At 30.5% G+C, this 15738-nt stretch carries 10 protein-coding genes; 6 read left to right on the plus strand and 4 right to left on the minus strand.

All coding sequences use genetic code 11. From position 1 onward, the window contains the following. Positions 1–657 precede the first annotated feature (657 nt). The 3 genes from RH98_RS06615 to RH98_RS06625 all read right to left on the minus strand — a co-directional run bounded on the left by RH98_RS06615 (position 658) and on the right by RH98_RS06625 (position 2122). The gene (locus RH98_RS06615) at positions 658–1041 is read right to left on the minus strand and encodes a DUF2752 domain-containing protein (protein WP_010252129.1); all 384 of its coding nucleotides are present in this window, start codon (positions 1039–1041) and stop codon (positions 658–660) included. Further along, a complete protein-coding gene (locus tag RH98_RS06620; protein WP_010252132.1) occupies positions 1041–1394 on the minus strand; it encodes a CD225/dispanin family protein in 354 nt (117 codons plus the stop codon). Before RH98_RS06620 ends, RH98_RS06615 begins: the two co-directional genes overlap by 1 nt. A 125-nt stretch (positions 1395–1519) precedes the next feature. Further along, the gene (locus RH98_RS06625) at positions 1520–2122 is read right to left on the minus strand and encodes an SMI1/KNR4 family protein (protein WP_237717514.1); all 603 of its coding nucleotides are present in this window, start codon (positions 2120–2122) and stop codon (positions 1520–1522) included. Between the two features lie 965 nt (positions 2123–3087). Here RH98_RS06625 and RH98_RS06630 point away from each other — a divergent pair. Then, positions 3088–3498, plus strand: coding sequence for an NUDIX hydrolase (locus tag RH98_RS06630; RefSeq protein ID WP_010252137.1), 411 nt, complete (start codon positions 3088–3090; stop codon positions 3496–3498). 150 nt (positions 3499–3648) lie between these two features. On the opposite strand, the gene RH98_RS06635 is transcribed toward RH98_RS06630, so the two are convergent. Further along, positions 3649–4230, minus strand: a complete 582-nt coding sequence (locus RH98_RS06635; protein WP_010252140.1) for a PhnA domain-containing protein — start codon at positions 4228–4230, stop codon at positions 3649–3651. A gap of 259 nt (positions 4231–4489) precedes the next feature. Here RH98_RS06635 and RH98_RS06640 point away from each other — a divergent pair, with 259 nt between their 5' ends. The 5 genes from RH98_RS06640 to RH98_RS06660 all read left to right on the plus strand — a co-directional run bounded on the left by RH98_RS06640 (position 4490) and on the right by RH98_RS06660 (position 15457). Continuing rightward, a complete protein-coding gene (locus RH98_RS06640; RefSeq protein ID WP_010252172.1) occupies positions 4490–6157 on the plus strand; it encodes a formate--tetrahydrofolate ligase in 1668 nt (555 codons plus the stop codon). Positions 6158–6379: 222 nt separating this feature from the next. Beyond that, positions 6380–7147 (plus strand): OB-fold-containig protein, encoded by a 768-nt coding sequence (locus tag RH98_RS06645; protein ID WP_010252175.1) that lies wholly within the window; start codon positions 6380–6382, stop codon positions 7145–7147. A gap of 33 nt (positions 7148–7180) precedes the next feature. Further along, a complete protein-coding gene (locus RH98_RS06650) occupies positions 7181–9247 on the plus strand; it encodes a hypothetical protein (protein ID WP_010252189.1) in 2067 nt (688 codons plus the stop codon). A gap of 108 nt (positions 9248–9355) precedes the next feature. Continuing rightward, a complete protein-coding gene (locus RH98_RS06655; protein WP_010252192.1) occupies positions 9356–14200 on the plus strand; it encodes a DNA repair ATPase in 4845 nt (1614 codons plus the stop codon). 93 nt (positions 14201–14293) lie between these two features. Beyond that, entirely contained in the window at positions 14294–15457 is a 1164-nt protein-coding gene (locus RH98_RS06660; protein ID WP_010252194.1) for an MFS transporter, read from the plus strand. Positions 15458–15738: the final 281 nt, after the last annotated feature.

The following is a 15738-nucleotide window of genomic DNA, read 5'->3' on the forward strand; positions in this document are numbered from 1 at the left end:
TTTCTAAACTGACAAAACTTTTTTTTGAAATATTTCTATTTATTTTTTCAAGCCTTATCAAATCATCAGCTATTACTGAAGCGGACTGCAAAGATAACACCTTATTTTAATTCCCTCCAAATTTATTTTTATTAAATTTCTCTGAAATTATAAGCGCCATTCTGCTTCTCAATTCTTGTTTATGATCGTCTGCCTCTAGAGCCGTAGATTACTTCTCTAATGCGGATGCAAAAGTAGCACCTTTTTCACTACTTCCAAACTTTTAATCCCTTATTTTCCCTCTAAATTCAACATTATTTCTTAACTGTTTATTATTGATACTTTTACACAGTAAACTTTTTTTAGTTTTATTTTATTGTTTGCTTTATAATGTAAGATCTATATATATAAGAGAAAACACGGCTGTAATTCTAAAATGGTATTCTTGTATTTATCTTTCCCATTTGATAAAATGTCTTTATTTCAAATACACACCTTTATAATAACTAATTTTTAAAGCGTTATCTTTTTATAGCCTTTATACAAGGTGAAAAAATATTGTTATTACATAACTATAATGTAGTATGTTATCATATATAACAAAAAAAAACGGTTAGTAAACACCAACCGTTTTTTTCTACATATTTTATAATTGCTCCTCTTTTATTACGTAATAGGCTACAAAAATTTATCTAAATTTCTAATTATAAAAAAGCTTAGAATAGCAACTATAAATAAAACACCAAACCAAGAAGGAATTTTAAATCTTTTAATAAACCATTCATTTTTAATAATATATACTTCTAAAAGCCCAATTGATAATAAAATTAACATTGGTATATATATATAAATTAATGGATTAAAATAGAAAGCATCTTTAAATTCTCCCATTAATAAAGCCTTAACAGCGCGTTGTCCTCCACAACCTGGACATTCTAATCCAGTAGTATCATAAAATACACAGCTCATTACTAAAGGAGATTCTAAATTAACTCTATAATAAAAAACTATTACAAGAATAAAGCTTAGAACAAAAAAACCTCTAATTAACCATGCCTTCATTAATTTCTTCCTGCATCAAGACCTTGTTGGTAAGCATCTCTAATAGATTGGATATACATGTCCCAACCTCCCATTGCTTGAATTTGATAGATACCATATAGAACATGAAGAACAAAAATACCTAATACAACAAGACTAATAATTTTCGCTGTTTTAGCTGCTTTTACAGCACCTTCATAATCACCTGCATTATACTTTGAATTAACTGATGCTGAAAATACTATTGCAACAATACCAATTAAGAAACCAATGCAAGAGCACAAACCTAAAATTGTCGAAATTATAGATAGCGCTAAATAATTATTAGGCTTTTCTCTAAACTCTTCTACCTTTTCAAATTCTCTAAAATCCATAAAATTTATTTTTTGACCAAGATAAAAAGTTTTTTGATAATATTAACAATTCTATAAACTTTTTACAAAAAAAAAGAGGAGCAGTAGTGCTCCTCTTTTTTGTATAACAATATACTATATTATATCTATATTTCTACATCAAATGACTTTGCAAACTCAACTAGTTCACTACCATATTGATTCTGTGCGTCTTCTAAAAGTTGATCTAAATCAGCAATAACAACAATTGGTTTTAACTTAACTTCATTGCGTAACCAATCTAAATATTCCTTGTTAAATTCCGTTGCAGTAAACTCACCGTCTTCTTCTAAAACTTCTTTATCTGGAAAACTTATTTCATCTACATCAATTATAGGCTCTACATCATACGAAGCAATTAACAATAAATCTTTAATGTTTTTTGCCACTACAAACATTCCTCCGTCTCCACCAAAAACAACTATTGGTGCATTCTCTAATGACGAATTATTCTTATCTCTAATCCAAAAAGCATAATAACTACCATTTGTATCAGCCTCCCCAAACGGAATAAAAGAATCAACAAAGTTAGTGTCATCCGAAAAATCTTGAATTATTTCTGGATCTTCATCTATCAGATAAAGTGCGTTTGAATAGAAAGAGGGAATTCCTTCAGATACTTGAAAATCAAATAAACTTTTTAAATCTTTTGGAATTTTATATCCTCTAAATAATGCGGTAAACTCTTCTTTTAACATTGCGTTGGTCATTTGTGCCACCTAGTGGGCTTTTATTTTTTAAATTCAACAAACTTATTTATACAGTACTTTGACTATATCCTATTATTTTATAAAGGTATAACATTTTTTTTTACTGTAAATACTTTTTTAAACATTAACCTCTTTTTTTTCAATTTACCTAATTATAATCCTATATAAATAGTAATAACTCTATAAAATTAACAATATACGCTTTCGCAAGTCATCAAATCAACAAACATATAAACAACTCATTATCAGTGTTTAAAAAAACAATAAAAGCTTATTCCTAATAAATAATTAACCTAATAAATATTTTAAGTATTATTCAAATAAAGCTGATATCACTATTAAATAATTATACTGTAAAAATATCTAATAGTGGTCTAATAACTTGAAGTCACCTTGACTTTTTAATTTATATCATATAGCATTAACGACCTCTTGAATTGGGATTTTGCTTTAAATTCTCTTTTTGGAAGTGGCTAGTGTGGAACTATATCTAATTTTATACTATCTAATGCAGTACATGGTACCCAGGATTGTAAGTTTTGTTTGGTTAGCGGCACAAATTTCTATTACCTTTCTTTATTCTACAAAAGTCAAGACAATCTTTACATAAAATAATAATGACCAAACTATTTGACAAGATACTGCTACCAATAAACAAGTAACAATCACTTTAACCACAATATCTACTGCACTTATTAATCAATGAATCATCAAAACTCCATAAAAACAACTACAGAAATATCAACGCATTGCTACACTACAGTTAAAGAACTTATATATACCCTCTATTACCTATCAATAATTTCAAAATCGCTAAAGATGCTTTTTCATTAAATAATCAAAACAGATATAAAACAAATACTTATTATAACTACAAAGCCTATCCCTTATAAAAAAGGTCCTTTTGTTCCTTTTAATAACTAATTTTGTATTCATCTCACTTGGTTACTCCAAATAACATTACTATGTCAAATAATAAAATATACTTAGCATCAGCTATTATTACAAATCAAAATTCGGAACTATTAACTGTCAGAAAAAAGGGATCAAAATATTATATGATGCCTGGGGGAAAAATAGAAGTAAATGAAAATTCTTTTCAAGCGCTTAAAAGAGAATTATTAGAAGAACTTAATTTTCAAATTTCAGCAAAAGATGTTTCATTTATAGGAAGTCATAGTACAGAAGCAATCAATGAATCAAATACTACAGTAACTGCTGATATCTTTCATATTCAAATAGATTATCTAGATTTTAAACCCAATGCAGAAATTGAGGAAGTTCTGTGGTTAAACAAATTAAATTATAACAATTACCCACTAGCCCATCTCATTAAAGAATTTAGTATACCTAAATGGCTTAAAGACCAACTTTAGATATACAAATATTAGTCTAAAAAGGTAGATGAATAGGGTATAGAGTAAATTTTTGCATCCCAAATATTTCAACATAGAAGTAACTAAATAACTACAAAAAGAAGAGGCTGTCTTTATTGGACAGCCTCTCTATTTATTTTTCTAAAAATATTATGCTTGTTTCTTAACAAACTTGGTAAGGATAACAATCGTTTGACCATCAATTTTACCTTCTATCTGTTCAACATTATCATGTACTAATCTAATATTACGAACAGCTGTACCTATTTTAGCATTTAAAGTAGAACCTTTCACGTCTAAATCTTTAATAAGTGTAACTGTATCTCCAGCTACTAGTATATTACCATTAGAGTCCTTGTGTAAAGCTATAGTACCATCACCAGTATGATCACCTGTCGCTTTTGCAAATTCAAGTAATTCATCATCTAAATACATCATATCCAAACTATCAGCAGCCCAACTTTCATTGCGAAAACGATTTAACATTCTCCATGCTACTACCTGAACTGCAGGTACTTCACTCCACATAGAAGTAGTTAAACATTGCCAATGATCTGCTTGTAATTCTTGTTTCTTTTCGATTTGCTCTAAACAAGTATCACAAATGTAAATTTCTTTATCTGCTTCATTTGCAGCTGCAGGAGGTACATCATAGACGTTTAAATGCCCAGTTGCCTCACATAACTCACATTTATTACCACTTCTTTCTTTTAAATCTGCCTCAGTTTTCATACTTAATAATAATATAAATAATAAAGCTGTAAATATATACTTAAAAATTTATATATAAAAACTAATAAAAGTCCTTAATATATTAACCCTTTCTATTCACTTCTTAGCAAAACAATAATATTACTACTCTCCTACTCTTATTACAATAAATAAAAAAAGTAACTTATTAGTTTTCAAGCTACTTGTATTTTTAATAAAAAATAAGAACAATTAAATTATCTTTACTTCTTATTATAACAACACAAACTAATTATTTTAAATGAAAACAGATATCGAAATCGCTAGGGAGTGTACTCTAGAAAATATTCAAAACATTGCTGATAAAATTGGTGTAGATAAAGAGCTACTTATACCTTATGGTAAATACATGGCAAAACTTCCAATAGAGGCAGAAATAGAAGATAATATCAATAAATCAAATCTCATTTTAGTAACCTCTATTACTCCAACAAAAGCAGGTATTGGAAAAACAACTGTATCAATTGGGTTAGCTTTAGGATTAAACAAGATTGGTAAGAATGCAATAGTTGCTTTAAGAGAACCTTCACTGGGACCGTGTTTCGGTATGAAAGGTGGAGCTGCAGGTGGTGGTTATGCGCAGGTATTACCAATGGAAAATATCAATTTACATTTCACAGGTGATTTCCATGCAATTACTTCTGCTCATAACACAATTAGTGCATTATTTGACAACTATATTTATCAAAATAGAAATCAAGAAAATGGCATTAAAGAGATTTTGTGGAAACGTGTATTAGATGTTAATGATAGAAGTCTTCGCTATCTAGTATCAGGTTTGAGAGGGAATTCAAATGGTGTACCTCAAGAAACAGGCTTTGATATCACACCAGCATCAGAAATAATGGCTATTCTATGTCTTTCGACTGATATCAATGACTTAAGAAGACGTATAGAAAATATACTTTTAGGCTATCGTCATGACGGCAGTATGTTTACAGTTAAAGACTTAGGTATTGCAGGAGCGATCACAGTATTACTAAAAGATGCTATTAACCCTAATTTAGTTCAAACAACAGAAAATACCCCAGCTATTATTCACGGAGGTCCTTTTGCCAATATTGCACATGGATGTAACTCTGTTATAGCTACAAAAATGGCGATGAGTTATGGTGAATATGTTATTACAGAAGCAGGTTTTGGAGCTGATTTGGGAGCAGAGAAATTCTTTGACATCAAATGTAGAAAATCAGGATTACAACCAAAACTAACTGTCATCGTAGTTACAGCGCAAGGTCTTAAAATGCATGGTGGCATTCCTCTTGAAGAAATCAAGCAAAAGCATATCGAAGGAATTCAAAAAGGTTTAGACAATTTAAATAAACATGTAGAAAATATTCAGTCTTACGGACAAAGTATTGTTGTTGCATTTAATAAATATGCCACTGATGATATTGAAGAAATCAATATTGTAAAGGAATATTGTAAAAACAAAAATATAGGTTTTGCTATCAATAATGCCTTTGTTGAAGGAGGAGAAGGTGCTATTTCATTAGCTAAAGTCGTTGTAGATACAATCGAAAACACCCCTAGTAAAAAATTGCAATTCCCTTACGGAAATGAATTATCAATTAGCGAAAAAATAGAAGCTATTGCAACGAAAATATATGAAGCAAAATCAGTTAACTTTAGTCCACTAGCAGAACGCAAACTAAAACAGATCAAGGGTACAGAATTAGACTTATTCCCTGTATGTATAGCTAAGACACAATATTCATTCTCCTCTGATGCTCACGCTTATGGTGTAGCTAAAGATTTTGATTTAACAATTAATGATATTGTTATTAATCGAGGAGCCGAGTTTATAGTAGCGATAGCAGGAGACATTATGAGAATGCCAGGGCTACCAAAAGTTCCACAAGCAACTAAAATAGATTTAATTGATGGGCTTATTGAAGGCTTGAGTTAAATAATAAATTTTTCTATTAGATAAAAAAAAAGGTATTAGACATCACATCTAATACCTTTTTTTAATTGCTTTTGCTTTAACAGAAACACAAATAAATAAAATAAAAATAAATTAACAAAATATAATTTAACCTATTTATGTAATACTATATTTTATATATTTGTTATGTAAAAAAAATAATTACTCTTCAAAAAAAACACACTTTAACCAAATATATATTAAATGACAGAGTTAATTCATCATTTATTTAATCCTCTACCAAATGCAATAATGACAGTTTTGATGATTATCTCTTTTGTCTATTGGTTATTTTCATTTATAGTTGGAGGAATAGATAATGTGGATATTGATATAAATTCTGATTTTGATATTGACGTTGATGTAGACGTAGACGTAGATGCAGAGATAGATGTAGATGCAGATGCTGATATAGATAATAACATACAGCACAATGGCGATTTTAGCAATTCTGACTTCAATAACGTTAAAGATTTACAGCACGCCACTGACATTCCATCACACGCTGACCTCAGTATTTTTGTAAAGATCATGCATTATATGAACATAGGAAAAGTACCTTTTATGATAGTACTTACTTTGTTTAAATTTTTCACTTGGGCAGGGACATTACTCGTAACTACTGTTCCTAAAGTAGCTTCATTAGGAATGACATCTGTTATTATTTTGATTCCACTTTCTTTTATTGCTATTTTTTTTACTCACTATGCTACTACACCTATAGCTAAATTTCTTCATAAAACTGGTTATCAAGGGGAAGTAGCGATAGACTTTATAGGTAAAGAAGGAAGAATGATTTCATCTATAACTGCTAATAAAAGAGGAAATATTGAGATAGTAATAGACAATGACCCCGTAAAAATACTTGTCGAAAGTAATGATGGAACCCCCTTAATGTATGGAGACAAGGTTCTTGTAATTAATAAATCGAATAAACATAATAATATCTATACGGTAAGAAAAATTCATTGAAAAAGTAATATATAACTACTAAATAAATTCGTTATGGAATATGGACTAGGAACTTTAATAGCAATAATAATAGGTGCTTTATTTGTATTAGTACTATTGTTTTTTGCTATACTTGCCTCATTTTACAAAAAAATCCCACAAGGAAAAGCTATTGTTCGCACAGGTGTAGGCGGAACAAAAATTGCTTTCAACAAAGGAATATATGTTGTTCCTGTTTTTCACAAAATGGAAATAATGGATATTTCTGTAAAAAAATTACAAATTGACAGAATGCAAAATGAAGGATTAATTTGTAAAGATAACATTCGTGCAGATATAAAAGTTGCTTTTTTCATCCGAGTAAATAAATCTATAGATGATGTCATCAATGTAGCACAAACTCTTGGTTGTGAAAGAGCAAGTGATGTAGAAACGCTAAGAAATATCTTTGAAGCAAAATTCTCTGAAGCTTTAAAAACAGTTGGTAAAAAATTTGAATTTATAGAACTATATGAAGCTCGTAGAGAATTCAGAGATGAAATTATCGATATTATAGGTACTGATCTAAATGGTTATATCCTTGACGACTGTGCAATTGACTATTTAGAACAAACGAATCTTTCTTTCCTAGATCCACAAAACATTCTAGACTCAGAGGGTATTAAAAAAATTACAGAATTAACTGCTATACAAAACATCAATGCTAACCTTATTCGCAGAGATGAGCAAAAAGTAATTAAAAAGCAAGATGTTGAAGCTCGCGAAGCTATTCTAGAATTAGAAAGACAATTATCTGAAAAAGAAGAAAAACAAAGAAGAGAAGTTGACAACATTAGAGCACGTGAAGAAGCTGAAATACAAAAAGTACGTGAAGAAGAACGCTTAAAAGCAGAAAGTGTACGTATTGCTACAGAAGAAAGCCTAGCTGTATTAGAAGAAAACAAACTACGTCAAGTCATTATTGCTGCTAAAAACAAAGAGAGAACGGATGCTGTAGAAACCGAAAGAGTAGAAAAAGATAGAGCTTTAGAACAAACTGAAAGAGAGCGTATAGTATCTCTTGCTCAGATAACAAAAGAAAAAGCTATAGAAGAAGAGCGTAAAACTATTCAAGATGTTATTCGTGAACGTGTTCAACTTGAAAAAGGAGTGATTGAAGAACAACAAAATGTAAAAGACATTGAGACATTACGTGAAATCGAAAGACAAAAGAAAGCAGGTATAACGCTTGCAAGCAAAGAAGCTGAAGAACAATTAATCAAAACAATAAAAGCTGCTGAAGCACAAAAGCAAGCACAAGAGCAAGTATCACAACAAATGCTTATAGAAGCAGAAGCGCAAAAGCAAGCTTCTTTAAAACAAGCGGAAGCAAGAAAAATATTAGCTGATGCACAAGCACGAGAAGATGCTACTTTAGGATTAGCTGAAGCTGAAGTAATTAAAGCGAAAGCTGAAGCTGTAGAGCAGCAAAGTATTGTACAAGCTGCTAATATCCAGAGAATAGCTACTGCAGAAGCTGTAGGAATTGAAGCTAAAGCAGAAGCAAAACGAAAAGAAGGACTAGCTGAAGCTGAAGTGTCTAAACAAAAAGCATTAGCAGATGCTGATGGAATTAGAGAAAAAGCTGAGGCAATGAAGCAAATGAATAGTGTAGGTAAAGAACACGAAGAATTCAAATTAAAACTTCAAAAAGAAAAAGAAATTGAATTAAGTCAAATCAATATACAAAAAGACATTGCTCTATCACAAGCGGAAGTGTTATCTTCTGCCCTACAAAATGCAAATATTGATATCGTAGGTGGAGAAACGATGTTCTTCGAAAATATTGTAAACCAAGTAACTCGTGCTAAAGGCTTTGATAGCCTTATAGGAAAAAGTAAAAATGCACAGGATATAAAAAATGCTTTAATCGGTGATGGAACTAATAACGGTGAGCTGTTTGATAATATCCGTTATTATGCTAAGCAGTTTAATATAACTTCAGAAGATCTTAAGAATTTAAGCATTGCATCTTTGGTGATGAAAATGCAACAAAATGCTACTGAAGAAAATTCTGGCTTATTAAGTACTATTGCTAATACTGTACAATCTTTGGGTATTGGCAATCAGAAACTGTCTTAATTATAGAACAAAGATTACTCTTGTATAAAGAGTAATCTTTGTTCTTATCATACCATTTAATTACCTAAGGTCAATCGAAAATAATTGACTTCTTAGTATTTTATCTTTATGGCTGAATTAGAAAATCAACATATAGAATCACTTGATTCTAGCACATACGAAATTATCCAAAGAAGACTTCAAGATCAAAAAGGAAATCTAATCCAACGATTAAATATTCTTAATGATGAGAGAAAAGAGGTTTTTAGTTCGATAGATTTAAAACTGATAGCAAATCAGCGTATCACAACAGATAATAACTGTATTGCAAGAGGAATTATGGCATTTGATTCCATCTGTATCTTTGCCTATAATGTCCATTTTGGTCTAAAAACTGATATACAACTTAGTGATGTCTTTAGTATTTATCGATTTGAAAATAATCAATTTTACCCTGAGTCACTTGAATTCATTACTGACAATAATTTCATAAACGACTATAAGAATTTATACAAATATTATAGGGACTCTATATTTAGTCGTTTCAAAAGAACGGAGAACTATTTATACATGGTTTTCCAAACAAGTAAAAAGACTGAAGATCTTAAAGCATTCAAATGGCTTATAAAAGACAATAAGCTTACCTATATTGATGACAGAAGTATTCATGAAGTACAGAAAGCTTCACAGTTTGAGTTCAATTGGATAAAAACTACCTTAGAAAACAGAAGACTAGGTGTACATCCACATATTTCGATTCTTGACAAAGTATTTATAGAAGCTGTCGGTGGAGATATTACTTTTAAGATTGAGGACAATACTGATGATGGACAAGGTATTTATAGAGAGCCTGTTAAGAATCCTGATCAGCAATTAGATGATGCAGATTATTACTATGCTGATCTGAATAACTTTATTTTAATCAAAATAAAGCCATATCAAGAAGACTTTAGAGCTTTCATTTTTAATAATAAAACCAAACAAGTCATTAATGTTCCTGCATTAAACGATACAGGAATCTTATTACCGGATGGACAAGGAATCATCTTTTCTAGTGGATATTATTTACAAAATGGAGATTATAAAATCTTTGACAATGTTATTAAAGATTTAGAATATGTAAGAACTATCCCTTCTCATAATGGAGAAGATTTTCTGTATTTATTTTATCAGTCAGAGAACAACATTTATATGTTGATGTCTTACAATATCATCAAACAACAAGTTGAAACGCCAATTATCTGTAATGGTTTCACCATGTTTTCTGATGGAAAGTTGATTTATTTTCGTTCAGAACAAGAGGCGGTAAAACACCACGTAGTTCAAATTTGGCAAACTCCATATGCAAGCCAACTTATTGAGAACACTACTCAAAAAGACAATCAACTTTATAAAATAGGGAATAAAGATATCGTCAAAGCGATGGCAGAATGTCAAGAAATTATTCACCTTATTGATAAAGAAGATTCTTATGAGGGATTGTATAATGACATTGCAAAAAAAGCTAATGATACTATCGATGCTTATTTTTGGATTAATCAGAAAGAAACACAACAATTAGCTGTTCCACTTGAGCAAATAAGAAACATTGCTAATACTGCTATTGATGAATTTGAAAAAGTTCAGACTCAGCGAAAAAAAGCAAATAGTCTGTTAACTGATTTAAAGGCTAAAGTAGATAAGCAACTCTTCAATGTAAAAAATGCTAAAGGAGAAACCTTAGAAAGTTTAGTCAATCTATTAGCTGAAAACAGAAAATTAGTAGGTGAAGTTATCAATGCACGTCAAACAAAATATATTGATGTTGCAATACTTGAAAAATATCAAGATCAACTAGGTAAAACAAACGAGGTATTATCTAATAAAACTATCTCTTTCTTATTACGTGATGATGCTTTAATCCCTTACGAAGAGAAAGTAGTACTCCAAAAAGAGAAAGTAACAGAGGTTACCAAAGTTATCGATGCTAATGCCATTGACGAGAATTGTAAACAGATATCATCAGAACTAGAATTATTAATAGATATACTTAATAGTTTAAAAATTGAAGATACAACGCAAGCAACAAAAATAATTGAGAAGATATCTGTAATTTTTGCTTCTTTAAATGAGGTAAGAGCGCAACTAAAACGAAAATTAGATTCATTGCGAACAAATGAGTCTATTGCTGAATTCCATGCGCAACTTACTTTGCTTGACCAAAGTATTATTAACTTTTTAGAATTAGCTAATACACCTGACAAATGTGATGAATACTACTCAAAAGTAAGTGTACAGGTAGAAGAATTAGAAAGTAAATTTGCCGATTTCGATGATTTCATTTTAAAAATCGCTGATAAGAGAGAAGAAGTACTAAAAGCATTTGATGCTAGAAAAACTCAATTAGTAGAACAAATTAATCGACGTACTACTTCATTAGAGCAAATTGGTTTACGAATTCTAAAAAACATTGAAAACAAAAGCGCTTCTTTTAAAACAAAAGAAGAAATACATTCTTTTTTCTCAACTGATTTAATGGTTGATAAAGTTCGTCAACTAATAATAGAGTTAAAAGATCTAGGTGATGTATCTAAAGCAGAGAATTTAGAGAATAGTATAAAGACTAGTCAAGAAGATGCATTACGTGCTTTAAGAGATAAACAAGATCTTTTTGCTGATGGAGAGAATATTATTAGCCTAGGCAATCACAAGTTTTTAGTTAATAAACAACCTCTAGACTTAACTATTGTTAGACGAAATGACCTTTTATTTTATCATTTAATAGGTACTAGCTTCTACTACCCTATCCAAAATGATAAAATATACCAATACAAAGATATTTGGAATCAAGATATCATATCAGAGAACAATCAAGTTTATAGAGCAGAATATTTAGCATATCAAGTATTTAAGGCTAAAAACGATATTCCTGATACTGATATTGCTTCAGAGATAAAACTGCGTACAGAACAAAACTATTCAGAAGGTTATTTAAAAGGTGTGCATGATTTTGATGCAGATCAAATCTGCCAATCTTTATTGACCTTAAAACAAGAGTTAGGTATTCTTACCTATTCACCTAGTATTCGTGTTACTGCTCAAATGTTTTGGTATGACTTAAAAGAAGAGCAAAAAAACACTATTTTAAAAAACATTAATAGTGCAACAATCGTATTAAAGGCTTTTCCAAATAGTACAAACTATAACTATATTCTTGAGCAAATTCAAGAGTTGTATAGTAAGTGGCAATCTCCTTTAAAACAACCTTTGTATAGCGTAGCAATTAGCAAATATCTTTTTTATGAATTTGCTACTGGCCTATACTTTACAAAATCAGGTCAAGCCTCTCAATTAAAAAAACAGTTCTTACAGTTTTTACAGCAACAAAAATTAAATATCTCTTTTGAAGATGATATCCGCGATAATACCTTATCCACTATTGATAGATTTTATCTGATACAAAACTGGTTATATTCATATATAGAAAATAATGAAGAAATAGCAATCTCTAAGAAGTATATTGATGAAGCATGCTGTCTGTTACTTTTTGAAAATCAATATAATTACACATTAGAAGAAGGTAATGATACCATTGTACTAGATAATCTAAAAGGAAATCACCCTTTAATTGTTAATGACAATTACACATTAGATTATCATGAGTTTATTAAAAAATTAGATTTATTTGAATCCATATCAGTTCCAGAGTTTAAAGACTTTAACCAGACGAAAGAATCCATTCTTGCTGAATACAAAAAGTCTTTAAAAATCAATGAATTAAAACCAAGGGTACTTACTTCTTTTGTAAGAAATAAACTGATTAATGAGGTTTACTTCCCGTTAATTGGCAATAATCTAACCAAACAGTTAGGTGCTTACGGTGATAATAAGCGAACTGCGAGAATGGGTATGCTGTTATTAGTTTCACCTCCTGGATACGGAAAGACTACGCTAATGGAATACTTAGCCAATACACTAGGACTTCATTTTGTCAAGATAAATGGTCCTACTATTGGGCATTCCATTACGTCAATAGACCCTACAGAAGCAAAAACTTCTGGAGCTAGAGAAGAATTGAAAAAAATAAACTTATCATTTGAAATGGCAGACAACGTTATGCTATATCTAGATGATATTCAACATTTAAGTTCTGAATTTCTACAAAAGTTTATCTCTTTAGCTGATGGTCAACGTAAGATGGATGGAATCTTTGAGGGTGAAAGTAAAACCTATGACTTAAGAGGAAAGCGCTTCTGTATTATTATGGCGGGGAACCCCTATACTGAATCTGGAGAGAAATTTCAAATCCCAGATATGTTAGCCAATCGTGCTGACACCTATAACTTAGGAGATGTCATAGGAAATACAGAGCATCTATTTAAGCTTAGTTTATTAGAAAATGCTATTGCTGAAAATCCATATCTACAGCGATTAAGTAGTCAAAGTTTAGATGATTTTTACAAGTTAGTGCAACATATTGAAACACGTTCAGAAGAAGCATTGAACCTTGAAGGTAACTATAGTGCTCAAGAAATAGAGGAGTTTAATGCCGTTCTTAAAAAATGTATTAAAGTAAGAGATGTAGTTTTAAAGGTAAACCAAAACTACATTTCAAGTGCTGGTACCGATGATGCTTACAGAATAGAACCAGCTTTCAAATTACAAGGTTCTTATCGCGATATGAGTAAGATGGTAGGTAAGATTGTCCCTTTAATGAATGATGCAGAAATAGAGGAGTTAATAATGACCCATTACGAAAATGAGTCACAAACATTAACCTCAGACACAGAAGCTAACCTATTAAAATTAAAGGAAATTACTAATAAGCTTAGTCCACAAGAGCAAGAGCGCTGGCAAGAGATAAAAGACATTTTCTTAAAACAACGCAAGCTAGGTATGGCAGGAAAAGACAATCAAGTAGGACAAATATTAGGACAGTTAATGGACTTTAATATCAACTTACAAGACATTGTGAATGCAATTCAAAAAAATTAAAGCAAAAGTCTACTTGTTAAAAGTAGACTTTTTTTATTATTGCAGAAAATAGAACGATTATTATTACGTTATATAATTCATCTTAATTAAACTATGAAAAAACACTTACCCCGAATTGCTGTTACTATCCTTTTTTTCTTTTTTGGCGGAATTTCTGCCTCGTGGGCATCACGCATACCTACTATAAAAGAAGCATTTAATGTAGGGGAATCTGCATGGGGATTTGTATTACTTTATATTTCTATAGGTACCCTAATTTCACTGCCTTTCGCAGGCAAACTAATTGCTAAATTAGGTAGTAAGAAATCAACTATTACCTTTTTGATTTTGTATTTCATTTTATTAGTAGGAATTGGCTATTGGAATATTTTATGGCAATTGAAATTTAATTTAGTAATGTTTGGAATATTTAGTAATCTCACAAACATTGCTATAAATACACAAGCCATTAATGTTTCCAAACAATACAAAGGGCAAATTATAGGATCATTTCATGGTACATGGAGTATTGGAGGCTTTTTTGCCGCTTGGATTGGAGCTGAAATGATTAGTAAACACGTTCCACCTCTTGAGCATTTTATATATTTCTCCTCTATTGGAATCATTGTAGCTATCTGTCTTTTTAAATACTTAGTACCTGATAACACACAACCTCAAGAAAATAATCTGTCACAAAACAAGAAAGGTTTTATATTACCAGACCGCAATTTAGCATTGTTAGGATTATTAGCTTTTTTTGCAATGGTAGCGGAGGGCACTATGACTGATTGGTCTAGTGAATATATGAAAACGATTGTGCATTCACCTATACAGGTAATGGGATATGGTCTTACAGCTTATATGTTTGCCATGGCAAGTGGTAGATTCATATCAGATTATACAGTAAGAAAATACGGAGAACACAATACATTAACAATCTGTGGTATCTTAATCTTCATTGGATTAATAGCAGCAGTAGTTTATCCTAGCTTATATTCTACTATTTTCTCTTTTATGATTGTAGGTTTTGGTGTGTCAGCAGTTGTACCTATGGTATATAATCTTGCAGGACATAATAAAGTCATGCCACCCCAGCAAGCTTTAACGCTTGTAACTAGTATTGGATTTATCGGCTTCTTTCTTGGACCTCCAGTTATTGGTTTTATAGCGGAACATTCTTCTTTAAAAACTGCTTTTTCTATTATTGCTTTTTTTGGATTAGCAATTACAGTCCTAAATCGTTTTATTATTATATCACATACAAGTAGTGAATCCTAATAGACAGTAGCTTTATTATCATTCATAAAACTGTTTTTTTTAATACTCATCTAACTATACTATAGATAAAAACAGTAGTATTAGACTAGATTATATGCAGATAGAAGTATATTGATTGAATAAAGAATCCATAGTGAGTCTATTAAAATCCTACATTTAATAGACTCACTATGGACTCATAATGGACTCACTATGGAATCACCGTATCTAGTACTACAATAACTCTTGTCTCGTCCTACTATAACTGTACAGCTATTATTAATAATTCAGCTATTTACTAT

This window comes from Myroides injenensis M09-0166, assembly GCF_000246945.1.
In the GTDB taxonomy this organism is placed as follows: Bacteria; Bacteroidota; Bacteroidia; order Flavobacteriales; family Flavobacteriaceae; genus Flavobacterium; species Flavobacterium injenense.